Below are 23,738 nucleotides of genomic sequence, written 5' to 3'. Positions count from 1 at the left end.
CGATGGTGATTGGGGAAGGCGCGCAGCGTGTAGTCGTACTCGCTGCCGAAGTTGCCGCTGGGGCAGCGGATCAGCGCCTCGCAGGGTTCCAGGAAGTGGGTGTCCTCGACCAGCATGATGGCGCTGCCGTCGCGGGCGCGGCCGCGCAGGTCCTTGTAATCGCGGTAGTCGAAGGGACCGAAGGTGTTGGCCAGCGTGCCGCATCCGGTCTGGGCCTGGGCGACCACGGCGCCCAGGGCGCAGGAGGCGATCAGCGTCACGCGCGCGGCGCGGACCGCGCGGTCGGTGAGGCGTCGGAGGAGGGTCGTCATGCGGGGCTCCGTCAGGCCGGACGGGCGTCGCGGACGAAGTCGGCGGTGAGCCGCTCCACCTGCGCGCGCCAGTCGGCGGTCGAGAAAGTGTGATCCGCCGCGGCCAGGTCGGCGCGGCGCAGTCCGGGGCGCGACAGCAGCCCCTGCCAGGCCGGGCCGCCGTCGCGGCAACGGTCCAGGAATTCCTTGGCGACGACGTCGTCGCCCGACAGCATCAGCAGCACCGGACCGGCGAAGCCGCGCAGGCCGTCGGCCATCTGCTCGGTGTAATGGCGGGTGTCTTGCCGCGTGTCTTGCCGATCGCCCGGGGCGCCGTCCGAGCCGGCGCGCGCGGAACGCGCCAGCGCCAGCTTGCCCAGCAGCTCGCGCAGCGCCGACAGGCCGACGCGGCCACTCAGCAGCTTGCGCCAGAAGGCGGGCTGGCGCAGCCGGCCCAGGTAGTAGTGCTTGACCTGGGCGCGGGCCAGGCTGGCCTCGGTGCGGACCCAGGGGTTGGCCAGGCACAGACCGGCCACGCGCGGATCGCGGCGGCGGTGGACGTAGAGCAGCGCGGCCGACGCAGCGTCGCACAGGCCCCAGAGCACCACGCGGCGCAGCTGCGGGCGCTCGCGCTGCCAGGCGTCGATGGCCGCGGCGACGTCGGCGTCGACATCGGCGAAGTCGCGCATCGCACCTTCGGCGTCGCCCATGCCGCGGTAGTCCAGACGCAGACACGGGGTGCCCGACGCGGCCAGCGCGCGCGCCAGCAAGGTGAACTGGCGATGCGCGCCGACGCGGTACTGCGGGCCGCCAACGATCAGCAGCACGCCGGTGTCGGAGGACGAGGCCGTGATGGCCGGCTCGCTCAGCAGCGCGACCAGCGCATCGCCGTCGCAGTCGACACTGAGCACACTGTCGCGGTGCGCGGGCGACTGCGTGCGCTCGGCCGTGTCAATCGTGGCGGTGAGGGGGCTGGCGCTCATGCGGGCTCCCGTTCGGCGATCTCGAAATCATCCCCGGCCATGAGCGCGGCGAGGCTGGCCTCGATCAGGCGCGGGGCTTCCTCGATCTCGGTGGCGGCCCAGAAGGACGGGCCCTGGCTGACGGACGCGCGCACTTGCGCGCCTTGAGCGCGCCAGGCCGACACCGCCATCTCGGCGGCCGGTGTGAGGCTGGCGTCCTCGCGCGGAGACAGCTCCATCCAGGCGACGCGCGCGATGCGCGGCGAGGGCTTGAGCTGCGCCGCTTCCAGACCCTCGGCCAGCGCGGGCGACAGCGCGTAGCCGGCGATCTCGACGGACTCGCCGCGGGCGAGTTGGTCGCGCATCGCCTGCATGGCGCCCTTGGCCTGACCGCCGATCAGATCGGCGGCCACGCGCAGGCGCATGAACTGTTGCAGCTGGACCTTGCCGGCGGTGACGGGCTGCCACAGCAGCAGGTTCACGGGGCGGAAGAAGTCCAGGCTGTCGACGTAGGCCGCCGGCGCCAGCAGCGCGCCGGCGCGCAGGCCCCAGAGCCACAGCGGCGGCTTGCGCTCATCGGTGACTTGAGCGCGCTGATCCAGCCAGCCCGCGCCCAGGCGGACGTCGTCCTGCCAGGCGGCCCAGCTCGCGTCGCCGAAGTCGCCGCTGCTGTCGCCGCAGCCCAGCAGGTCCATCGTCAGGACCTCGAAGCCGGCGGCGGCAAAAGCGCGGGCGCCCAGCGCGATCATCCGGCGCGACTTGTTCATCTCCTCGCCGAAGGGCGGGAGCAGCAGGATCTGGCCGCGCGCGCCGGTGGGGGCGGGCGATCGCGCCGGATAGTGCGCGCACAGGCGCTGACCGCGTGCGCCGGCATCGAGGAAGAAGACGGAGCTCGCGGCCATGTCGGGGTGCGGCGCGGCGGACGGGGACGGCGCGCCGCTCAGGCGGCCAGCTTGCCGTTGATGAAGTCCAGCAGCGATCCGACGGAGGCGAAGGTGGCGCCGTCGATTTCGTCGTCCTCGACGACGATGCCGAACTGTTCCTCCAGCGCGGTGATCAGGCTGACCACGGCCATGGAGTCCAGCTCCGGGATCGCGCCCAGCAGCGCGGTGTCGGCGTCGAATTCCTTGGCGCGGCCCTCGAGGCTGAGGACGTCGTCGAGGATGGCGAGCAGGTGTTGTTGGGTGTTCATGATCGGGGCGGATCTTAACTGTGGCCCCCTCGGGGAACCCCGGGTCGCGCCCCCCATTCCAAGGGGATCCCGCGCCCTTCGTGCGGTACTGCCGCCAGGGGGCGTGCGATACTTTTTTTCCTCACCGCCACGAGCGACCGCACCGTGACCCGCACAGCGACCGAATCCACCGCCTCACCGGCCGTCGACGCCCACCTGCTCCCGCAACTGATCTGGCAGGCCGCCGACCGCGATCCGGCCGCCGCGGCGCTGCGCGACGGCGCCCGCGCGATGGACTACGCCGCCCTGGCCGGCCAGGTCCGCGCGCTGTCCAACGGCTTGCTGGCCCTGGGCCTGGGCCGGGCCGAGCGCGTCGGCATCTACCTGGACAAGCGCCTGGAGACCGTGGTCGCCAGCTTCGCCGCCCCGGCCGCGGGCGGGGTCTTCGTCCCGGTGAACCCCATCCTCAAGCCCGAGCAGGTCGGCTTCATCGTGCGCGACTGCGAGGTCCGCATCCTGATCACCTCGCGCGACCGGCTGGCCGCGCTGCGGCCGGTGCTGGCGCAATGCCCGTCGGTGAAGCACGTCGTCGTCGTCGATCCGGCCGCCGACGCGACGCCGCAGGGCTGGCACCGCTACAGCGACCTGCTGGACGCGCCGGCCCAGAGCGCGCACCGCGTCATCGACACCGACATGGTGTCCATCCTGTACACCTCGGGATCGACCGGCCGGCCCAAGGGCGTGGTGCTGTCGCACCGCAACATGGTCGCGGGCGCCAAGAGCGTCGCCAGCTACCTGGGCAACCGGCCCGACGACCGGCTGCTGGCGGCGCTGCCGCTGTCCTTCGATGCCGGCTTCAGCCAGCTGACGACGGCCTTCCACGCCGGCGCCTCGGTGACGCTGCTCAACTACCTGATGCCGCGCGACGTGCTCAAGGCGCTGGAGCGCGACCGCATCACGGGCCTGACCGCCGTCCCGCCGCTCTACATCCAGCTGGCGCAACTCGAATGGCCCGCCGCGATCGACGAGAACCTGCGCTACTTCGCCAACACCGGCGGCCGCATGCCGCGCGAGACGCTGAACCTGCTGCGCCAGCGCGCTCCCTCGGCGCAGCCCTTCCTGATGTACGGCCTGACCGAGGCCTTCCGCTCGACTTATCTGCCGCCGGAGGAGGTCGACCGCCGGCCGGACTCGATCGGCAAGGCGATCCCGAATGCCGAGATCCTGGTGCTGCGCGAGGACGGCACGCCCTGCGCCCCCGAGGAGCCGGGCGAGCTGGTGCACCGCGGCGCGCTGGTGGGCATGGGCTACTGGAACGACGCCGAGAAGACGGCCGAGCGCTACAAGCTGCTGCCCGTGGGGGCCGCCGGTCGCGAGGCCGGCCTGCAGCTGCCGGAGTACGCGGTCTTTTCCGGCGACAACGTGCGCATGGACGCTGAGGGTTTCCTGTACTTCATCGGCCGGCGCGACGAGATGATCAAGACCTCGGGCTACCGCGTCAGCCCGACCGAGGTCGAGGAGATCCTGTACGCGACGCAGCTGGTGGGCGAGTGCGTCGCCTTCGGCGTCGACCACGAGACGCTGGGCCAGTCCATCCAGGTGATCGCCACGCCGCCCGTGGGCGCGGCGTCGCTGGACGCGGCCGCGTTGCTGGCGGCCTGCCGCGCCCGCATGCCCGCCTACATGGTGCCGGCCGGCTTCTCGGAGCAGGCCGGCCCCCTGCCGCGCAACCCCAACGGCAAGATCGATCGCAAGCTGCTCAGCACCGAGTGGATCGCGCAGTCGGGCGCTTGAGCCCGCTTCACCCCCAACACGACGACACGACGACACGATGAACGCCCCCGTCAAGGCCCCGCCGCGCCATGCGCCCATGGACCAGTTCGAGGTCCGCGACGGCGTGCTGCAGATCGGCGGCCAGCCGCTGACCCGCCTGGCCGATCGCGTCGGCCGCACCCCGTTCTACGCCTGCGACCGCGCGCTGCTGACGCGCCGCGTCGAGGAACTGCGCGCCGCGCTGCCCGCGACGCTGGAGCTGCATTTCGCGATGAAGGCCAACCCGATGCCGGCGCTGGTCGCGCACATGGCCGGGCTGGTGGACGGCATCGACGTGGCCTCCGGCGGCGAGTTGCAAGTGGCGCTGGACGCGGGCGCCGATCCGCGCGAGATCAGCTTCGCCGGACCCGGCAAGAGCGCGCTGGAGCTGCGTCAGGCGCTGGCCGCCGGCATCCTGATCAATGTCGAGTCCTTCCGCGAGATCACGCTGCTGCGCGAGCTCTGCCGCGAGACCGGCTATGCGGCGCGCGTCGCCGTGCGGGTGAATCCGGACTTCGAGCTCAAGTCCTCGGGCATGAAGATGGGTGGCGGTCCCAAGCAGTTCGGCGTCGATGCCGAGCAGGTGCCCGAGCTGCTGGCCCGCATCGGCGAGGCCGCGGCCGACGGTGTCGGCTTCGAGGGCTTCCACCTTTTCGCCGGCTCGCAGAACCTCAAGCCCGAGGCCATCGTCGAGGCGCAGCTCAAGAGCTTCGAGCTGGCGCTGCGGCTGGCGCAGCACGCGCCCGCGCCCGTGAAGGTGCTGAACCTGGGCGGGGGCTTCGGCATCCCGTACTTCCCGGGCGAGCAGCGCCTGGACCTGGGTCCCATCGCGGAGAACCTGGCGGCGCTGGTCGAGCGCGCGGCGGTCGAGCTGCCTCAGGCCAAGCTGGTGGTCGAGTTGGGCCGCTACCTGGTCGGCGAGGCCGGCATCTACGTGTGCCGCGTCGTCGACCGCAAGGTCTCGCGGGGTCAGGTCTATCTGGTCACCGACGGCGGCCTGCACCACCACTTGGCGGCGTCGGGCAACTTCGGCCAGGTGATCCGCAAGAACTATCCGGTGGCCATCGGCAACCGGATGGATGCCGCTGCGGAGGAGGGCGTGTCCGTGGTCGGGCCGCTGTGCACGCCGCTGGACCTGCTGGGCGAGCGCATGTCGCTGGCTCGCGCCGAGCCGGGCGATCTGGTGGTGGTGTTCCAGTCCGGCGCCTACGGCGTGACCGCCAGCCCGCAGAACTTCCTGAGCCATCCGGCCGCGGCCGAAGTGCTGGTCTGAGCGGGCGATGCCGCTGCGCGCCCTTGCGCGCGGCAGGGCTTCGCGCCGGACCGACAATGCCGGCCGGCCCCTGCCTGACTGGGCCCCGTGATTCCGCCGGCCCGTGAGCGCCGGCCCCAGCAAGAACGCGATCGAGATCGATGACTGAAGAACGGAAGATGCCGCCCTGGGTGGCGGTGGCCATCGGCGCGGTGGCGTTGCTGGCCTGTGGCGGCATGATCACCGCCGGCGTGGCGATGCTGCGCCAGCCTGAGAAAACGACCCCGGCAGCCGCCTTGGAGCGACGCGTGGCGGAGATCCACGGCATGCCGATGACGGCCGGCGATTGCGGCGCGGTCTTCAAGGGCCAGGATCCGGTGATCGTCGTCGTGCTGGGCCAATCGAATGCCGGCAACCATGCCGACCGCGCCGATCCGGCGCAGTCGCCGCTGCCCATGATCCCGGTGCTGCACGAGGGCGGCTGCGGCCTGTCCGGCGCGCCGCTGCCCGGCGGCACCGGCGACGGCGGCAGCCTGTGGCCCGCAGTGCATCAGGCGCTGGGTGGACGCTGGCAAGGGCGCCCCATCGTGTGGTCGGTGATCGCGGTGGAGGGGACTTCGCTGTCCGACTGGAATCGCCCCGACAGCGCGCTGCGGCGCTACTGGCAGACGCAGGTCGATCGCATCAAGGGCACGCACTGGCCGGTCGCGGCCGTGCTGTGGCAGCAGGGCGAGGCCGACGCGCGCGATCGCACCGCGATGGCGGAGTACCGCGACGACCTCGCCGCGCTGCGGACCGACATGGGCATGCGCGGGCTGCGCGCGCCGTGGTATCTGGCGCGCTCGACCTACTGCCCGCCGCATGACGGCGGCCAGGTGCGCGAGGCGGTGCGGGAGCTGCTCGCGATTCCGGACAGCGGCTTCCTGCCAGGACCGGACACCGATTCGCTGAGCCTGCCGCTGCGCAACGGCTGCCACTTCAGCGCCGCGGGCGTGACGCGCGCCGCCGCGCTGTGGGCCGAGGCCTTGCTGCCCGAGGCGTCGAAGGCGCCGGTGTCGACCGGAGCCGGTGGCGCCGCCGCGGGTGCGGGTGCGGCCTCCGGCGTGAAGGCGCCGTAAGCGGGCCGTGAAGCGAGCGGGAGGCGCTCGGCGACCGGCCCGCTCCCTGGTGAAACTCCCTGTGAAAGTCCCCCCATCGGGAGGAATTTTTCGGGCGCGCGAGCGCGTATCGTGCCGGGTCACGACGGGCGGAGGATCGCCCGCGATGCACCCCAAGGGAGGGACGATTGACTGCTCGCTGTGTTGCGCCGCTGTTGGCGCTGATCCTGGCCGCTGCGGCCGCCGACCTGATGGCCGCCGAGGCCGATGCGAACGCGAGTTCGGCGCCGAGCTCGACGCCAACGACGAGTCCGAATCCGAATCGATGCCGGATCGAGACCATGACGCTCCCGGTACGGCTGGTCGAGCAGCGCCCCGTCGCGACGGTCAAGATCAACGGCACGCCCGTGCCGCTGCTGGTGGACAGCGGCGCGTTCTTCAGCTTCCTCAGCCACGCCAGCGCCAAGCAGCTGGATCTCAAGACCCGCCCCATCCCGGACAACCTCCGGGTCTACGGCATCGGCGGGCGCGTGGAGGACCTCAAGGTCGCCAAGGTCGCCAAGCTGGAGCTGGAAGGCGCGGTGATCCCCAACGCTGATTTCATCGTTGGCGGCAGCGAGGTGAACGCCGGGATCATGGGCGTGCTGGGCCGCAACATCCTCTCGGCCGGCGACACCGAGTACGACCTCGCGCACGGCGTGATCCGGCTGGTCTTCCCCAGGGGCGATTGCGAGAAGACGACGCTGGCCTACTGGGCCGGCGAAGCGCCGGTGATCGAGGCGCCGCTGATCAACTACGGCCGCAACGACAGCTCGATCCGCGTGCCCACGCTGGTGAACGGCCAGAAGGTGGTCGCGCTGATGGACACCGGCGCGCCGCTGACCACCTTGCTGTCGGGCGCCGCCTCCAAGGTCGGCATTGCCGAGGCGGACATGAGGCTCATCGGCCGAAGCGGCGGCGCGGGCTCGCAGCTGTCGCGGCGCTGGATCGCGAAGGTGGAGCGCTTCGAGATCGGCGGGGAGAAGGTCAGCAACAACGAGTTCCGCGTCGCGGAGGCGAGTGACGACGAGCACGGCATGCTGCTGGGCCTGGATTACTTCCTCGCGCACCGGGTCTACGTGTCGCGCCTGCAGGGCAAGATGTACGCGACCTGGAACGGCGGCCCCGTCTTCGCCAAGGGCAAGGCGCCGGCCGAGGCCTACGACCAGCGCTATGCGGCCAAGGCCGAGGAGATCGCCGACGACGACGCCGAAGGCTTGGCGCGACGCGGCAATGCCTCGCTGGTGAGCGGCAATCCGGCCAAGGCGCTGGAGGACTTGGACAAGGCGCTGCGGCTGCAGCCGACGGCGATCAACTTCGAGTCGCGTGCGCGGGTGTACGTGGCGCTGAAGAAGCCCAAGGAGGCGCTGGCCGATCTGGACGAGGCGCTCAAGCTGGATCCGAAGATGATCGAGGCGCGTCTGCACCGCGCGACGCTGCGCATGGGCGTGGGCAATCGCGACGGCGCGGCGGCGGATCTGGCGGAGCTTGACGCCCGCCTGGCGCCAAGCGCCAACCAGCGCTTCGCGATGGCGGGCCTGTACATCCGTCGCGACGACATGCCGCAGGCGATCAAGCAATTCGACCTGTGGATTCCGACGCACCAGCGCGACATCGATCTTGCCCGGGCGCTGGGCGATCGCTGCTGGCTGCGGGCGCGGATGAACGTGGAGCTCGACAAGGCCGTCTCCGATTGCAAGGACGCGATCGACGAGGACGGCGATCAGCCGCTGTACCGCACCTACCTGGGCTGGGCGCGGCTGCGCAAGGGCGACGCGTCCGACGCGCGTCGGGACTTCGATCGTTCGCTCGAAAAGCGCAAGCAGCCGTGGGGCTTGTATGGTCGTGGGCTGGCGTTGATGAAGCTGGGCGAGACCGAGAAGGGCCTGCAGGATCTGGAGGCCGCGCGCAAGCTGATGCCGACGATCGACGAGACGCTGAAGCGCATCGGCTTCGAAGGGCTGATGACGGCGAGTGCGCCGGCGCAGTGAGGCGGCAGTGACGTTGCAGTCACGCCGCCGTGATGCGGCGGCAGTGACGACAGGTTGACGACGGGCGGACCACCGCCCGCGTTCGAGATCTCAGGGAGAGAACAATGACATCAGGGTTCCTGAAGGGCAGGGGCCTCGCGCCGCTGTGTGCGGCGCTGCTGGCGCTCGGACTGTCCGGTGCGGCGCGGGCCGCCGATGCGCCGGCCGAGGCGGAGAAATGCCGCGTGCATTCGGTCGAGCTCCCCGTCCGGGTGGTCGGGAGCCGGCCGCTCGTGACGGTGAAGCTCAACGGCCAGTCGGTGCCGATGCTGCTGGACAGCGGCGCGTTCTACAGCCTCATCAGCCATGTCAGCGCCAAGCAGTTGGCGCTGCCCGTGCGAGACGGTCCAGGGAACCTGACTGTCACGGGCTTCACCGGCAACATCGAGGAGTTGCAGGCCACGCGCGTCAAGAGCGTGGAGCTGGGCGGCGAGGAGATCCGCGACGTCGACTTCCTGGTCGGGGGCAACGACCTCGACACCGGGATCATGGGCGTCCTGGGCCGCAACATCCTGTCCATCGCGGACACGGAGTACGACCTCGCTCACGGCATGGTGCGGCTAATGTTCCCGACCAAACCGTGCAAGGAGAAGTCGATGGCCTACTGGGCCGGCGACGCCCCGGTGATCGAGGTGCCGTTGTCGCCGCATTCGACGTCCGGAATTCAGGTCACGACGAAGGTGAATGGAAAGAAGGTCGAGGCGCTCCTGGATACGGGCGCGCCCGGCACCAGCCTGACCATCGCCACCGCGCGCAGGGTCGGGATCGAGGAGTCGGACATGAAGATGCTGGGCCGCGTGGGCGGCGCCGGATCAAAGCATGCGCGGCTGTGGACGACGATGGTGAGCCAATTCGAGCTCGGCGGCGAGAAGGTGACCAACAACCGCTTCCAGGTCGCCGAGGTCAGCACCCGTGAATGGGGCATCTTGATCGGGCTGGACTACTTCCTGTCCCACCGGATCTACGTGGCGCGATCGCAGGGCAAGGTCTACCTGACCTGGAATGGCGGCGCCGTCTTCGCGCAGAGCGAGCTCGAGGGCGAGACGGGTCACTACGACCAGCGCTACGCGGCCAAGGCCGAGACGCTGGCGGACGACGATGCCGAGGGCCTCTATCGCCGCGGCAACGCGTGGCTGGTGCGCGGGCAGGCGACGCGGGCCTTGGAGGATCTGGATCGGGCGGTCCGCCAGAAACCGAACGCAGCGAACTTCGAGGCACGCGCGCGGGCGAAGGCGGCGCTGAAGCAGCCGCGCGAGGCGCTGGCGGATCTCGATGAATCGCTGCGCCTGGATCCGATCTCGACAGGCGCGCGGCTGTTCCGGGTGCCGCTGCGGATGGCGGTGGGCGACACGGCCGGGGCCGGCGCGGATCTGGCGCACCTGGATGCACAGCTCGCGCCGATCGCGAACCATCGCCGGGACCTGGCGACGCTGTACGCGCGACGCGGCGAGAGCGCGCTGGCGATCCGGCAGTACGACCTCTGGATCGCGTCGCACGCGCAGGACGCCAAGGTGGCGGCGGCCCGTGGTGCCCGTTGCTGGATGCGCATGCGGATGAACGCCGAGCTCGACAAGGCGATCGAAGACTGCCGCGAGGCGGCGGACATGGACAAGGGTGATCCGCAATCGCGCAGCAATCTCGGCTGGACCTACTTGCGCACCGGTGACCTGACTCAATCGCTGAAGGCCTTCGATGCGTCGATCAAGCTGATGTCGATGCCGATCGCGCTCTATGGCCGAGGCTTGGCGCGCCTGCGCTCGGGTGACACCGCGCGAGGTCAAGCCGACATCGAGGCGGCGCGCCGGGAGAAGCCGGGCATCGACGGGGAAGTGCGCCGGCAGGGCCTGGACGTCGCGCCGGACGCGCCGCCGGACGCACCGGGGGGCGACGCCTTCGCGGAGACCGAGGACCTTTGAAGATCAGCCTTGAGGGACAGGTCTTGCGGGGCAGCGGCGCTCAAGCCCGCTCGATCCGCGCCGCATAGCAGCCGCGCTTGGCGAAGTGCGTCTGCACAAAGTCGACACGGGGATCGGTGAAGAGGCGCTGGATCAGCGCCTCGATCTGATCGCCGTCGGTGACGTCGGCGTCGACCATCATCCCGGCGGCGTCGAAGGCCCGTAGCGACAGCAGCCGGCGGCGCAGCGCGGGCGGGACCTCGTTGACGCGGTCGAAGCGTTCGCCGTCGCCTTCGCGGATGTAAATGGCGTGCGTGCCGCGATAGGGCGTCGCGACGTCGAGATAGAGGTGATTCAGCAGCAGCACCGTGTCGCCGGGCGCGGCGTCGTCCAGCCCGATCCGATCGGGCGCCGAGCGGGGCGCGTCGACGCGCACGCGCAATGCGCCGAACTCGCGCAGGACGGAGTCGGTCAGCTTGAACAGCGGGCGGAAGGGCGCGGGATCGAGCCCGAGGATGCGGAAGTCCATGTGAGCGCGGCGCGAGGGCCGTCGTGGTCGTTGATGCCGCTCACGATAGGGAGGACCGCCGCGCGGGTCGCGCCGGAAACGGACGTGGAATTCGCTGGTGCGAGCGCGCGAAGCGATTACCGCTCGAAGGTGGACAGAAACCTTTTCGTTTCCGCCTCGACGATGCTCCGCATCCCTGGCACTCGCTCCACCAGCGGCGCCAAGTCATCGAGCGTCGCGAGCACGATTCGCGAGAGCTCGACGATGCGCGCATCCAATTGCGCGCGTGACATGTCGCAAGCCTTTCCGAACTCGAGGATGCCCAGGCGGGCCGCGAAGAAGCTCTTGCTGCCATCGAGGTTCAAGGCCAGGCTGTCCTCGCCGATGTAGACCCGCGTGCACACGATGTCGTAGGCCGGAGCCATGCCCACCGCGCCCGCGATGCCGTCGTAGAGCACGCCGAAGTTCTTCAAGTGCGCGTCGCCGTTGCCCAGCAGGCAGGACAGGACCACCATGTCGAAGAGTTGACGGGTGGCTTGTTGACTCCGACGTGGTGCGCAGTAGAGCTTGAGCAGGCGCAGCACCATCTCGTAGGACCCCTGGTACTTCTTGTCCGGCGCCCACGTCGTCAGGCTGAGGATGTCCTCGAACCCTAGCTGCCTCCCATCGGCGGGCCTGTCGAAACGCCGCATGATGAAGAGCTCCCCGTCCTCGGACAGAAAGAACTCGGGTACCGGGACCCCCGCACGCTTGACCGCGGTCATGCAGATGTATTCGTTGATCGACAGGGCAGGAAACTCGTCCAGACCGGACTTCACGATCAGATCCGAGGTGGGCAGCACGGCCTCGTACTCCGGCGCCATCGCCTCGCGTTCCGGCACGAGCACTTTGGGCTGCACGCCGCTCACGCCGCTGCGCATGACGTAGTCGTCGACCAGTCGAGCAAAGAGCTCGCGAGATCCTTTCGCCGCCAGCAGGTCGGCAAGTCGTTCGCCTTCGCCGGGCTCGCGCGCCGTTGGCGCGCTGCGGCTGTCGAGTGAGAAACGAAGGCGGCCTATCGGGTCCTGCGAGCCGATCACGCTCAGCAGGAACAGCGGATCCATGCCCGAGCTCTTTGCCAAGCGGTTCCGCAACTGCTCCAGCACGAACCCTTCGGGCAGGTTCATGTGGAAGACAGGATGCAAGGTGTCGTGCGTGTAGGGAAGCGCCCGCATTGGCATCGTCAGCGAAGGCGCACGGGCAGCATTGGCGTCGTCGGCGAACGTGAACACGTAGCCGCTTTCGCGCTGCAGCGTGCCGCTCAGACCCTCGGGCGTGAACACCGCCAAGCGATGAGAGGACGGGGCGGAGAGGTCAATCATTCCCGTCCCCGATCAGCGCGCGTATCTCGTCCATCGTGGGGCGCTGCTGGAGCACGACGCCGAGCTCGGCCCCCATCGCTGCGGCAACGCGCGCATAGGCGCCAATGGAGACGGTGGGACGGCCTGCCTCGATGTGGACGACCTTGAGGCGTGGCACGCCCGCCAGCAACGCCAACTCCGTCTGGCTGTGACCACGCTGCAACCGCATCGCTTTCAGCGCCTGCGCCAGATGCAGCATTCCGGTTTCTGGATCTGCCATTGATGTATCACATACGATACTTTGATGCTTGTAAGTATGGTTTGTGATACATGCCAAGTCAAATCAGGCGCCTGACGCGGGCTCGTGAACGGGCTCCACAATCCTCAACCACGGCCACCGCTTCTGATACGACGCCGCCTTCCTCTCGAAGAGATCCCGATGCGGCGTGAGCGGATTCATCGCAAGCACGCCCTCGTAGAGCAGTTCCAGTCCATACGGCGCATAGATCTCCCCGGGCCGGACGCCGACGCAGGTCGACGGCACCAGAAAGCGCTCGATCCCGTCGCGCGAGCAGGTCAGCGCCTCATACGGATGACCGAAGTCCTCCTCGTACCAGAGGTGCACCCGCGCCTGATTGATCGCCTCGATCGTGATGCCCAGATCGCCCAGCACCTCGTTCACCCGCGCCTGCACCCGCTGCTCCGCCTCGCGGGTCAGGTCTTGCCCGTCGAAGTAGAAAAGGTCGTAATCCTTGATGTCCGACTCCGGCGGCCGGCCCATGCGCAGGTTCCACACGCTCTGGAACAGGCAGCCCGCGACCAGCCAGCCATCGGGCAGCGCCAGCTGCTCCCAGCGATCCAGGATCGCGCGGTTGTGGCGGTTGCTGAGCAGGTCGGCCAGGAAGCGCTCGCGCAGCGGCAGGGGGATGAGGGTGTCGGACATGCGGGCCATTCTGGCGGCTCCGACGACAGGCGGCGGGTCGGTGGAATCACTCTCTTGCCTTGCGCGGAAACGCCCTGGGATTGTCGAACGCTCCGGTCCGGGCGCGGGACTGCGGCGCACTTCAATTCGGCCACGGCCGCAAGGTGCCCTCCATGGCGACGCTTCCCGATTACTTCGATCCTCACTCGCAACTCGCACGCCATTGGGACCGGACGCTGGCCGAGTTCGCGGCACCGCAGTCGCCTCCCATCGACCCGGTGCTCGCCGAGCGCCACACCATTCACGCCGGTCTGCTCGCCGCGATCGTCGACAGCTGGTGGAACGGCAATTCGCGTGGGGCTCGAGACTCGGACTACCCGATGCGCGCCGCGCAGCGCCGCGAGGACGGGTCCTACCTGGGCGACCGGCTGGGCGATCGTTATCTCGGCCACAACATCGCCGCGATCGCTGTCGACGCCACCGGCCGTGTGCGGGACCTGGACTTCAATCACAACGCGCTTTACGACAGCTCCGTACAGCACGCGGAGGCGCGACTGGTCCGACGCTTGTTCGACCTGGACGGGCTCGATGCGCGTGACGGGGCGACCGGTGACGACGGCCGGCGTCGCACCTCGCTGGACGGCATCACGATCTTCACCTCGCTGGAGTCCTGCGCGCAGTGCGCCGGCATCATGGCCCTGGCGCGCTTGCCCCAGGTGTTCTATTTGCAGCCGGACCCCGGCCAGTATCTGGTCGCGCAACTGCTCCATCGCCTGTCGGATACGCCGGTCGCCCTGCACCTGCCGGCGTCGGCCTTCGGCTTCCCCGCATTCGACCAGCTCACCACCGCCTATGCGAGCTTCCGCCAGTCGCTGGCGAAAGGCGCCTTCTTCTGGCGCTCGACGACGGAGCCCTCGCACATGGATCGCACACCGGCCGTCACCAGCTTTCTCTGCACGGATGCCGCGCGCGAGATCTATCGGCAAGCCGCCTCGGACTTCGCAGGGATGACGTGCCGTTTCCCGGACGCCCGCCCCGGACGGGCCGGCGAGTCGACGCCGTCGCCCGGCGAGGCTGGCGATGACGGCTCCCGCTGCGATGTGCTGAGCAACGCGGAAGTCTTGGCGGACGCGCGCCGCTTTCTGGACTACGCCACACGCAGCGCGCGGCGCGGAACGCCGCATTTCAACTGAGACCGGGCGCCCGCGTCACCCCTGCGCATTGCCCGGGGCGCTTGAGGCCCCGAGCGCCGAGGCACTCGGCAGCTTCACCATCTCCGGCACGCTGAGCACCACCAGTGCCTGATCGGGCGCCAGCGAGGCCAGCTCCACCGACTCGCCCGCCGACTCGCGCCGCGCGCCCGGCTCGCGCGCCAGCGCGGCACGGCAGGCGCTCTCGTTGGCGCAGACGATCACCCGCAGCCAGCGGCCCTCGTGGCGAAGCTTCACCTCCACCTGATCCCAGTGCACCGGCAGGCAGGCCTTCACCCGCACCCGGCCCTGCTCGACGACCACGCCGCAGATGGACTCCAGCGACGCCCGCAGCAGCCAGCCCGCCGAGCCGCTGTACCAGCTCCATCCGCCCCGCCCCACCCACGGCGCCTGCGAGTAGACGTCGCCCGCCATCACGTAGGGCTCGATCGCGTAGATCGGCCCCAGACGCGGATCGGCCCAGCGGTGGGCGGGGCTCAGTCCCGTGTAGACCTGCCACATCAGATCGCGCTGTCCCAGCCGCGCCAGCGCCATCAGCGCCCACACCGCCGCGTGGTTGTACTGGCCGCCGTTCTCGCGCACGCCCGGCGCATAGGATTGGATGTAGCCCGCGCTGGGCTGCGCCACCGCCAGCGGCGGATGCAGCAGCCGCGCCAGCTTGGCCACGGGATCGATCAGGTGCGCGCTGGCGCTGGCCATCGCTTGCCGCGCATGCGCGGGATCGGCCGCGCCGGTCAGCACCGCCCAGCTCTGCGCGATCAGGTCGATGCGGCATTCCGAGTTCTGCGAGGAGCCCAGCGGCGATCCGTCGTCGAAGAAGCCCCGCCGGTACCAGGCGCCGTCCCAGCCCGGGCCGTCCAGCGCCCGCACCCAGCCGTCGCGCGCGGTCTTCCAGCGCTGCGCGCGCTCTTGCTCGCCGCGCGCCGCGGCCACCGGCGCGAAGTCCTCGATCACCTGGCACAGGAACCAGGCCATCCAGACCGACTCGCCCTTGCCCGCGTGGCCGACGCGATTCATGCCGTCGTTCCAGTCCCCGGTGCCGAACAGCGGCAGCCCGTGCGCGCCGCTGTCCAGGCTGCGGTCGATGGCACGCGCCGCATGCTCGTAGATGGACGCGGACGGCCCGTCGGTGCGCGGGCTCTCGTAGATGTCCTCGGCGCCCTCGGGCACCGTCTGGCCGATCAGGAAGGGCTCGGTGTCGTCGAGCAGCGAGAGGTCCCCGGTGCGCGTCAGGTAATGCGCGAGCGCATAGGGCAGCCACAGCCGGTCGTCGGAGAAATGCGTGCGCACGCCGGCGCCGCCGGGCTCGTGCCACCAGTGCTGCACGTCGCCCTCGGGGAACTGCCGCGCGGCATTGCGGCGGATCTGCTGCGCGAGCAGCTGCGGCGCGACATCGGTCAGCGCCATCGCGTCCTGCAACTGATCGCGATAGCCGAATGCCCCGCCCGCCTGGTAGAAGCCGGCCCGCGCCCACATCCGGCAGACCAGCGTCTGATAGGGGAGCCAGTGATTGGTCAGCGCGTCGAAGCGCGGATCCGGCGTTTCGACCTGGATGCCGCCCAGCAAGGCCGGCCACTGCTGACGCTGCGCGGCGAGCCGCTCCTGCGGATCGACCTGCCAGGCCGACTCCATCAGCGCATGCGCCTCGTCGGGCGAGCGCGCATGACCCAGCAGCACCGACAGCTCGGCAGGCTTGTCGCCGTCCAGATCGATGCGCGCGCCCAGACCCGCGCAGGCGTCGAGGCCGCCGCCGCAGCGACGGCTCAGCGCCGTGGGCAACACCATGCGGCCCGCGCCGTCGAAGAACTCGCGCCGATCGCAGGTCCAGTCCTGCGTGTCCAGCCGAACGTTGCGCGAGCTCGGGCGGATGCACAGCGCCGCCGTCGCGTCGCCGAAACCGCCGAGATGATCGCGCTGCGTCGCCTGCAGCGCGAGCGCCTGCGCGGGCTGCGGCAGACCCGCGCCCAGCGGACCGACCGTGAGCCAATCGCTTTGCGTGGTGACCGACAGCCGCTCGCTGCGCGCGCTGCCCAGCTGCCATTCCGCGAGCGCCACCAGCCGCAGCCGGCGTCGAACTCGCGCATCGCCGCGCCCGTCGGCGCGGATCGAGACCTGCACCTGCTTGATCGCCGTATCGCGGTCCACGCACCAGCACAGCTCCACCGTCAGGTCGCCCAGATGCTGGCGGCTGCGGGTGTAGCCGATGCCGTGCTCGATCGCGATCGGCGCGGCGCGATGCAGCTGCCGGCCCAGCGGCCAGACGCGCTCCTGGTCCAGGTCGTGCAGCAGCAGCCACTCGCCGGGCGGATCCAGCAGCGGATCGTTGGACCAGGGCGTGACCTGGTGCATGCGGCTGTTGCCCGCCCAGGTGTAGCCGGCGCCGAGCTCGGTGACCTGACAGCCGAAGTCCGGATTCGCGAGCACGTTGACCCAGGGCCGCGACGGATGCCGGTCCGGCGAGACGTCGAAGGAGAAGCCGCCATGCGCCGCGTCGAAGCGGCCTTCCGGCGCGCGCGGCGCGGCGTCCGGCGACGGGCGTTCCGCCAATGCGTGTGCGACCGGCAGGCGCTTCGCCTCGTCGGCGGGCCGCAGGTCCTCGATCCAGCGCTCCAGCTGCTGCGCCAGCGCGCGGCCGTCGGCCTGCAGCCGGAGCCGCGTCAGCATCTGCAGGGTGAGCCGCTCGTCCGGCAGCAGGTCCGCGTCGCGCAGCACGTGCAGCGCCGAGGACAGATGCGCCGGCCGTCCCTGGTCCTCACCCTGGAGCCGCGATTGCAGCGCCTGCAAGGCCTGCTGGACCGGCGCGAGGTAGGAGGGCGGCTCCTCGTTGAGCACCACCAGATCCACGCCCACCGCGTGCGAGGTCCACATCCGCAGCGCCTTCTTCAGCGCGCGGACCAGGTCGATGCCTTCCTCGCCGCTGATGGTGACCGCCAGGATGGGCCGGTCGCCCGAGATGCCGAAGCGCCACAGCGCGCGCCGGTCCACGCGGCCCGCGGGCAGGCGCGGATGGGCGGGCTCGCGCGCGGCCTGGCCGGTGATCAGCGTGTTGAGCTGCAGCAGCGCGCCCCAGGTCGCGGTGTCGAAGCTCAGCTCGCGCAAGCGGATGCCGCCCATGGTGTGGGACATCGACGCCGCGCGTTCCACATGCGCCGGCTGGCGGTACTTGTCGACCAACGCCGCCAGCAGATCGCCGTCGCGCGAGGCCGCCGTGCAGAAGGTCAGCCGCAGCGTCGCGCCGGGTGCGAGTTCCACCGGCACGCGGATGCCGGCCACCGGATCGAGGCCGGTGTCCAGCAGCCGGCCCGGCTCGCCCTCGGCGCCGGGATCGGCCCTCTCCGCGACGTCGTCGACGAAGACGGCGCGCGCATCGCCGACCGGCCGCGTCGAGCTGCCGTATCGGCCCAGCCAGCGCGCGCGGTCGGCGATGGGCGTGACCTCGCCCACGCTGAAGTGGCCGGCGGCCAGCGCCGAGGCGTCCGCGCGCGGCACCACGTGGTCATGCGGCATCGCCGGCGTCACGCCGTTGGCCACGCCGTTCTTGGCCGTGCCGTTGCGATGCGGACGCAGACCCACCGGCCCGCCGTCGTCGATGCCGGCGAGGAAGTGCACCGCGCGCATCGCCGCTTCGTCGAAGAGGCGAGGGCGGCGGCGCAGATGCAACGCGTGCTCGGCGGCGTCCCAGCGTGCCTGGATGAAGAGGTTGGAGAAGGCCGGGTGTGCCTCGTCGCCACGCAGCGGCGCCAGCGTCGCCTCGAAGCAGGAGACCAGCTCCAGCGCCATCGGCCGCTCGCCGTGATTGGTCAGCACGATCTGGCGCAGCTCGCAGTCGTCCTCGGGGCTGACCCACACCGTCGTGCAGGCGTGCAGGTCGCGCCAATGCGCCTCCAACAGCACGCGCTCGGCCTGCATGCGCGCTTCGTAGCGGGCGCGCGGATCGGGCGCGGGGCGGGCGGTGGTGCTGAACCAGTCGTCCTCGCCGGCGCGGCGCAGGAAGAGGAAGTTGCCGTGCTGATCGCGCAGCAGGTCGTCGCGCCAGCGCGTGACGCCCACGCCGTCCCAGTTGCTGTAGCCGCCGCCGTGACTGCGCAGCACCACCGAGTAGCGGCCGTTGGTCAGCATGTGCGTCAGCGGCAGGGACTCGGCCAGCGGCTCGCTCTCGCGCACCATGCGGGTCTTGCGCTCCAGGCGCTTGCGCGGTACCACCTCGACCGGCGGCAGCGACAGCGGCGCCACCTCGCGCGGCGCGCGCTCGTGCAGCAGCGTCGCGACCGCCTTCAGATGCGGGTCCGACATCAGCCAGCGCCGCGGCGCGTCGTCGCACAGCAGATTGCACAACGCCGCGAAGCCCATGGCCTGGTGATGCGCCATGTAGGTCTGCACCAGCGTGTAGCCGGCACCCGCGGTCTGGCGCTGCGGCGTGTAGTCGACCGCCTCGATGAACCCGAAGGCGCCGCGCGCGCCCAGGCGCTCGTAGGCCTGCAGATTGGCCACCACCGCGACCGGCGCCACCAGCGCCGCCATCACCGCCGCATAGGGCGCGATGACGCGCTCGTCGGTGGCCAGGCGGGCCAGCGCCAGCGTCTGCACGCCTTGCGGGCCGTACTGGTAGGCCAGGGTGTGGTCCTGGCCCGCGATGGCCGATTCGGAGATGCCCCAGGGCGTGCCTCGACCGGTGGCCTCGATGCGCTGCTCGGCCACCGCGGCGCGGATGGCGCGGCCCAGCGCGCTGGAGGCGGGCTCGCGCAGCACCAGCGAGGGCATGAGGTACTCGAACATCGAGCCCGACCAGGACTTCAAGCCCAGCGATTCGCTGACGCCGTCGCGCGAGAAGAAGGGCCGGCCCAGCGCGCGCCAGTGCTCGGGCGGCAGATCGCCCTTGGCGATCGCGACCAGACTGGTCAGACGGGCCTCGCTGGCGAGCAGGTCGTAGTGGTTCTCGTCGAGCTGCTGCGCGTCGCCGCGCCAGCCGATGCGCAGCAGGCGGCGCTCGGTGTCGAACAGCGGGCGGTAGTCGGCGGCCAGCCCCAGGACCCGGAAGCGGGCGGCCAAATCGCGCAGGCGCAGACGCGCCTCGGCATAGGCGGCGCCGTGGTCGCGCCAGTAGGACTCGAGCTGCGCGATCAGGTCACGCAGCAGCCAGTGCGTGGGCGTGGCCGTGTAGCCCTGGGCGGCGGCCAGCGTGTCGAGCTCCGCGCGGGCGGCGGCCACGCGGGACCGCAGCACGGCTTGCTGCTCCTCGGCCTGCGCGGCGGCGTTCTCCGGATCGATCAGCGCGGCCACCAGCGCGGCGCCGGCCGACAGCACGCCATCGGAAGACAACGGCGGCTGGATCACGCGCAGCCGATGCAGGGTGCGGGTCAGCGCGTCGCGCGGCGCGGCGGCGGCCTGCTCGGTGGAAAGCTCGGCGGCCAGCTCGCAGGCGCGGGCGACGGCCAGCAGATGCGCGGAGCAGTTGCCGCTGTCCACTGCCGAGACATAGCCCGGCGCCAACACGACCAGCGACTCGGTGTCGTACCAGTTGTAGAAGTGGCCGTTCCAGCGCGGCAGGCGCTCCAGCGTGTCCAGCGTCGCGGACAGGCGCTCGGTCATCGAGACCAGGCCGATGAAGCCGAACTCGCGCGCGCAGGCGACGGTCAACAGGTACAGGCCGATGTTGGTCGGCGAGGTGCGATGCGCCACCAGCAGGTGCGGCGTGAGCTGGACGTTGTCCGGCGGCAGATGGTTGTCCGCGGCGCCGACGTGATGGTCGTAGAAGCGCCAGGTGTCGCGGGCCAGGGCCCAGAGATAGTCGCGGCCCTGCCGGTCGAGCGCGGGCTCCTGGCGCAGCAGCGGCGCGCGTGCGGCGCTGGCCCACCAGATCCACAGCGGCGACAGCGCCCAGACGATCAGCAGGACGACGGTCACACCGACCTGCACCGGCGCGCCCAGCAGCGCGGCCAGCACCAGCACGCCGCCCAGCACCGCGGCGGCGACGGGCACCCGCAGATGCTGCTGGACGAGGGCAGACAGATCACGCTTGGCGGCGGCCTGCGCGGCGGCCGCGGTGGTCCATTCCAGCAGGTGACGGCGTGACACCCATTGGCGCCACAGCGCGCGGACGATGGCGTCCAGGTACAGCAGCGACAGATGCAGCAGCAGCGCGAGGTGCCAGGCCGCCAGGCCCAGCGCGCGCGCTACGTCGTGGCCAGTCTCGCGATAGAAGTGGCGCAGCGCCAGGCCGTCGCGGCCCGGCACCAGTCCCGCCAGCGCGCCCACCAGCGGTCCGATCGCGAAGGCCGCGGCCACGACCAGAAGCGTCAATCCCACCGGCAGGACATCGCCGCCCAGCGCGAGCAGCAGCAGCCCCAGCGACATCGGCGCCACCAGCGAGCGACGCAGGTTGTCGATCAACTTCCAGCGGTTGATCGTCGTCAGGCCGTAGCGGCCGGCGCGCGCCATGAAGGGCAGCAGCTGCCAGTCCCCCCGCGTCCATCGATGCAGCCGTGCATGCGCGACGTCGGCATGCATCGGCGAGTCCTCGACGAGGGTGATGTCCGAGACCCCCGCGCAGCGCGCCAAGCTGCCTTCCAACAGGTCGTGACTGAGGACCTGGCCCTCGGGCAGGCGCTCGCCCAGCGCTGCGTGGCAGGCGCGCACGTCCAGCAGGCCCTTGCCGGTGAAGCTGCCTTCGCCGAACAGATCCTGGAAGATCTCCGAGCTGACCGCGCTGTAGGGATCGATGCCGAACTGGCCGACGAAGAGCCGGTGGTAGGGGGTGCTTGCCTTGTCCTCCGGCATCGGCGCGAGCACGCGCGGTTGCAGGATGGCGTAGCCCTCGACGACGCGATGGCTGGCGGCGTCCACCCGCGGACGGTTCATCGGATGTGCGGCCGTGCCGACCAGCGCGCGCAGGCGGCCGGGCGGCATGTCGGTGTCGGCATCCAAGGTGATCAGGTGGCGCACGCCCTGGGCCGGCGTCGACAGCGGCCCCAGGTCGACGAAGGGAGAGCTCTCGCCGCGTGTGGCCAGCAGGCGCAGCAGCAGCTCGATCTTGCCGCGCTTGCGCTCCCAGCCTATCCAGCGGCGCTCTGTCGGCGACCACTCGCGCTGGCGATGCAGCAGCAGGAAGCGCGGACCGCCGTCGGCCAGCGGGCCGTGGCGCTCGTTGAGCGCGGCGATCGCGTCGGCGGCGGTGACGACGATCATGGTGTCGCCAGGCTGGTGTTCCTCGTAGGCATCGGCGTGATCGCTGAGCAGCGCGAACTGCACCAGCCGCTCGGGATTGGCCAGGTGATGCTGCTCCAGCTGCGCCACCAGCGGCGCGACCGAGGCCTCGCTGGGCAGCAGCACCGGCATCACGACCAGGGTGCGCTCCTCGTCGGGCAGGCCGCCGCTGAAGTCCAGCTTCGGCAGTCGGTCGGGTCGTGCCAGCTCGCTGATCCAGCGATTCGTCAACGCGACCACGGCCTCGCCGATCGGCCCGGCGGCCAACAGCGCGGCGGTCCACCACATCCAGGCCGGCGCGTCGACGCGGGCCTGGCTCATCAGCCAGTACAGACCCAGCAGTCCGAGCAGCAGCAGCCCGCTCAAGTAGGCCGCGGCCGACCAGCGATGGCGCTGCTCGGTGTCATGCGGTTGCCAGCGGCGCTCGGGCATGCCCAGCACCGCATGCAGCGTGGGCCGGCCGGCGCCGCGCCACCAGTAGATGGGCGCGCTGCGGCGATCGGGTTCGCCGTCCACCGGTGCGCCCGCGCGGCGCGTCAGCTCGATCAGGCGTTGAGCGATCTCCAGCTCGGTGCGCGCGCAGCGGCGCGCCAGGCGTTCGATCTCATGCAGCGTCAGGTCTTGCGTATCGGTGGCCTCGGCGGCGTAGACCGGCGATTCCGCCAGGGTCTGCATCACCGGGCTGACCGACTGGATCAGCTTGCGCCAGTCGGTCTGGTCGATGCGGCGCAGCGCGGTGATCGCGTTGCGGATGCTCTGCAGGTCCTTGATGGACTCGTCCTGCTGACGGGCCAGCGATTGTGCCGGCGCGGGCAGGCGCGTGCTGAGCCAGGCGGCGACCTCGCCCATCAGCGGCTGCGGCAGCTCCTCCATGCGGTGGTCCAGCTGCAGCCAGAAGGCCTCGGCCACGCCGCGTTCCTTCATGCGCGGTTCCAACTCCTGGATCCAGGCCATGCCGTGCTCGGCGGGGTGGCCGTCGTACCAGTGGTGGACCAGGTCGCGCGCGGCCTGCAGCGTGGCGAAGCGCTCGGCCAGTCGGCGCAGGTTCTCGACGAGCACCACCCGCAGCGTCGTCGGCAGCGCCCAGAGCTCGGCCAGCGAGAGCGCGCTCTCGCGTTGATAGGCGCGCAGATAGGCCGCCAGCAGGTCGATGTCGAAGCCGCCGTCGGTGTGTGCCACCCAGGCCCAGGCGATCCCGTAGATGCGCGGCAATCCGGCCAGGGGTTCATCGCGCAGGCGCGGCAGCAGGCGGAAGAAGCCGCGCGGCAGACCTCGGCGGACCTGATGGGTCTGCTCGTCGATCAGCGCGGCGTTGTCCAGCAGCCATTTCCCGGCGGCGCCGAGGTGGCGGAAGTCGCGATGGCGTTTCTCGATCAGGCGCCGCGTCTGCTGGAGCATCGCGACGTTCTCGTCCAGGCGCGGAAAGAACTGGCCCGCGCCGGCGGTGCCCTGCACGGCTTGCGCCAGGGCGAGACTGCGCCCGTGCTGCTCGAAGCGGGCCAGGCCGAACAGCACCGCGCGCACGGGCGGCTCGATCGGCCCGAGCGCGGGATTCAGCAGCGCAAGTTCTTCCGCAACTTCGGGGACGGGCGCTTGCGCTCGCTCGGCGCCGGTCATAGCCAGTGAGCGAACAGTCCCAGGGTGATGGCGCCGAGTGCGGCGGTGGTGGCGAGTCGCGGCAGCACCAGGCCGTGCAGTCGTTCGGCCATCAGCGCGACGCCGAACCATCGGCCACGAGCCTTGGCGCACTGGATCAGATGGCGCTGCAGGGCCGTCTGGTCAACGGACGGCAGGCCCGTCGGGAGCAGGGAGGCCGAGGCGACAGGGCCAAGCGGGCGGGTCATGGTTTGTTCCTCTCTACACGTTCTGAAACTTGAGGTTTCAACTTGGCAAGCCTCATGCCTGCCTGGGCGTGGAAACCCGAAAGAACGGGCGGGTGAGAGGACGACGGCCCGCGCTCCAGGAGAACGCGGGCCGCCGGGACGGATCGGACCGTGAAGTTCGCG

Annotated in this window: 15 protein-coding genes and 1 pseudogene; 6 read left to right on the top strand and 10 right to left on the bottom strand. The window is 70.7% G+C overall.

Translation table 11 applies throughout. From position 1 onward, the window contains the following. The 4 genes and pseudogenes from ABDW59_RS13895 to ABDW59_RS13880 form a co-directional block, all read right to left on the bottom strand. Positions 1–311, bottom strand: a pseudogene (locus ABDW59_RS13895) (hypothetical protein); the annotation flags it as partial. An 11-nt stretch (positions 312–322) separates the two neighbouring features. Further along, entirely contained in the window at positions 323–1,273 is a 951-nt protein-coding gene (locus ABDW59_RS13890; protein WP_343630429.1) for a hydrolase 1, exosortase A system-associated, read from the bottom strand. Further along, positions 1,270–2,154: a hydrolase 2, exosortase A system-associated gene (locus tag ABDW59_RS13885; protein WP_343630428.1), complete on the bottom strand. Its 885-nt coding sequence runs from the start codon at positions 2,152–2,154 to the stop codon at positions 1,270–1,272. Before ABDW59_RS13885 ends, ABDW59_RS13890 begins: the two co-directional genes overlap by 4 nt. 38 nt (positions 2,155–2,192) lie before the next feature. Then, on the bottom strand, positions 2,193–2,444 hold the full coding sequence (locus ABDW59_RS13880) for a phosphopantetheine-binding protein (protein ID WP_343630427.1): 252 nt from the start codon (positions 2,442–2,444) through the stop codon (positions 2,193–2,195). A 144-nt stretch (positions 2,445–2,588) separates the two neighbouring features. Here ABDW59_RS13880 and ABDW59_RS13875 point away from each other — a divergent pair, with 144 nt between their 5' ends. From ABDW59_RS13875 to ABDW59_RS13855, 5 genes are all read left to right on the top strand, one after another. After that, on the top strand, positions 2,589–4,217 hold the full coding sequence (locus ABDW59_RS13875; protein WP_343630426.1) for an acyl-CoA ligase (AMP-forming), exosortase A system-associated: 1,629 nt from the start codon (positions 2,589–2,591) through the stop codon (positions 4,215–4,217). 37 nt (positions 4,218–4,254) lie between these two features. Next, positions 4,255–5,508: a pyridoxal-dependent decarboxylase, exosortase A system-associated gene (locus tag ABDW59_RS13870; RefSeq protein ID WP_343630425.1), complete on the top strand. Its 1,254-nt coding sequence runs from the start codon at positions 4,255–4,257 to the stop codon at positions 5,506–5,508. 140 nt (positions 5,509–5,648) lie between these two features. Then, positions 5,649–6,605: a sialate O-acetylesterase gene (locus tag ABDW59_RS13865; RefSeq protein ID WP_343630424.1), complete on the top strand. Its 957-nt coding sequence runs from the start codon at positions 5,649–5,651 to the stop codon at positions 6,603–6,605. A 167-nt stretch (positions 6,606–6,772) separates the two neighbouring features. Beyond that, positions 6,773–8,614 (top strand): aspartyl protease family protein, encoded by a 1,842-nt coding sequence (locus ABDW59_RS13860; protein ID WP_343630423.1) that lies wholly within the window; start codon positions 6,773–6,775, stop codon positions 8,612–8,614. A 104-nt stretch (positions 8,615–8,718) separates the two neighbouring features. Further along, positions 8,719–10,569, top strand: coding sequence for a retroviral-like aspartic protease family protein (locus ABDW59_RS13855; RefSeq protein WP_343630422.1), 1,851 nt, complete (start codon positions 8,719–8,721; stop codon positions 10,567–10,569). Between the two features lie 40 nt (positions 10,570–10,609). Here the strand turns inward: ABDW59_RS13855 and ABDW59_RS13850 are convergent, their stop codons facing one another. The 4 genes from ABDW59_RS13850 to ABDW59_RS13835 form a co-directional block, all read right to left on the bottom strand. Then, the gene (locus ABDW59_RS13850) at positions 10,610–11,077 is read right to left on the bottom strand and encodes a DUF1203 domain-containing protein (RefSeq protein ID WP_343630421.1); all 468 of its coding nucleotides are present in this window, start codon (positions 11,075–11,077) and stop codon (positions 10,610–10,612) included. A 116-nt stretch (positions 11,078–11,193) separates the two neighbouring features. Continuing rightward, positions 11,194–12,378, bottom strand: coding sequence for a type II toxin-antitoxin system HipA family toxin (locus ABDW59_RS13845; RefSeq protein WP_343630435.1), 1,185 nt, complete (start codon positions 12,376–12,378; stop codon positions 11,194–11,196). A gap of 31 nt (positions 12,379–12,409) precedes the next feature. Beyond that, the gene (locus tag ABDW59_RS13840; protein ID WP_343630420.1) at positions 12,410–12,655 is read right to left on the bottom strand and encodes a helix-turn-helix transcriptional regulator; all 246 of its coding nucleotides are present in this window, start codon (positions 12,653–12,655) and stop codon (positions 12,410–12,412) included. Between the two features lie 84 nt (positions 12,656–12,739). Further along, positions 12,740–13,339: a nucleotidyltransferase family protein gene (locus ABDW59_RS13835; RefSeq protein WP_343630419.1), complete on the bottom strand. Its 600-nt coding sequence runs from the start codon at positions 13,337–13,339 to the stop codon at positions 12,740–12,742. A gap of 152 nt (positions 13,340–13,491) precedes the next feature. On the opposite strand from ABDW59_RS13835, the gene ABDW59_RS13830 reads away from it, so the two are divergent. Further along, positions 13,492–14,511 carry a hypothetical protein gene (locus ABDW59_RS13830; protein WP_343630418.1) on the top strand — a complete coding sequence of 340 codons (1,020 nt, stop codon included), beginning with the start codon at positions 13,492–13,494 and terminating at the stop codon, positions 14,509–14,511. Positions 14,512–14,526: 15 nt separating this feature from the next. On the opposite strand, the gene ABDW59_RS13825 is transcribed toward ABDW59_RS13830, so the two are convergent. Further along, positions 14,527–23,349 carry a glucoamylase family protein gene (locus tag ABDW59_RS13825; RefSeq protein WP_343630417.1) on the bottom strand — a complete coding sequence of 2,941 codons (8,823 nt, stop codon included), beginning with the start codon at positions 23,347–23,349 and terminating at the stop codon, positions 14,527–14,529. Further along, entirely contained in the window at positions 23,346–23,576 is a 231-nt protein-coding gene (locus ABDW59_RS13820; RefSeq protein WP_343630416.1) for a hypothetical protein, read from the bottom strand. The genes ABDW59_RS13825 and ABDW59_RS13820 overlap by 4 nt, the downstream gene beginning before the upstream one ends. Positions 23,577–23,738: the final 162 nt, after the last annotated feature.

Origin of the sequence: Roseateles sp., assembly GCF_039595295.1 — a bacterium.
In the GTDB taxonomy this organism is placed as follows: Bacteria; Pseudomonadota; Gammaproteobacteria; order Burkholderiales; family Burkholderiaceae_C; genus Roseateles.
Note: the sequence above shows the minus strand (reverse complement) of the source record. Positions and strands in the feature narration are given on the sequence as shown.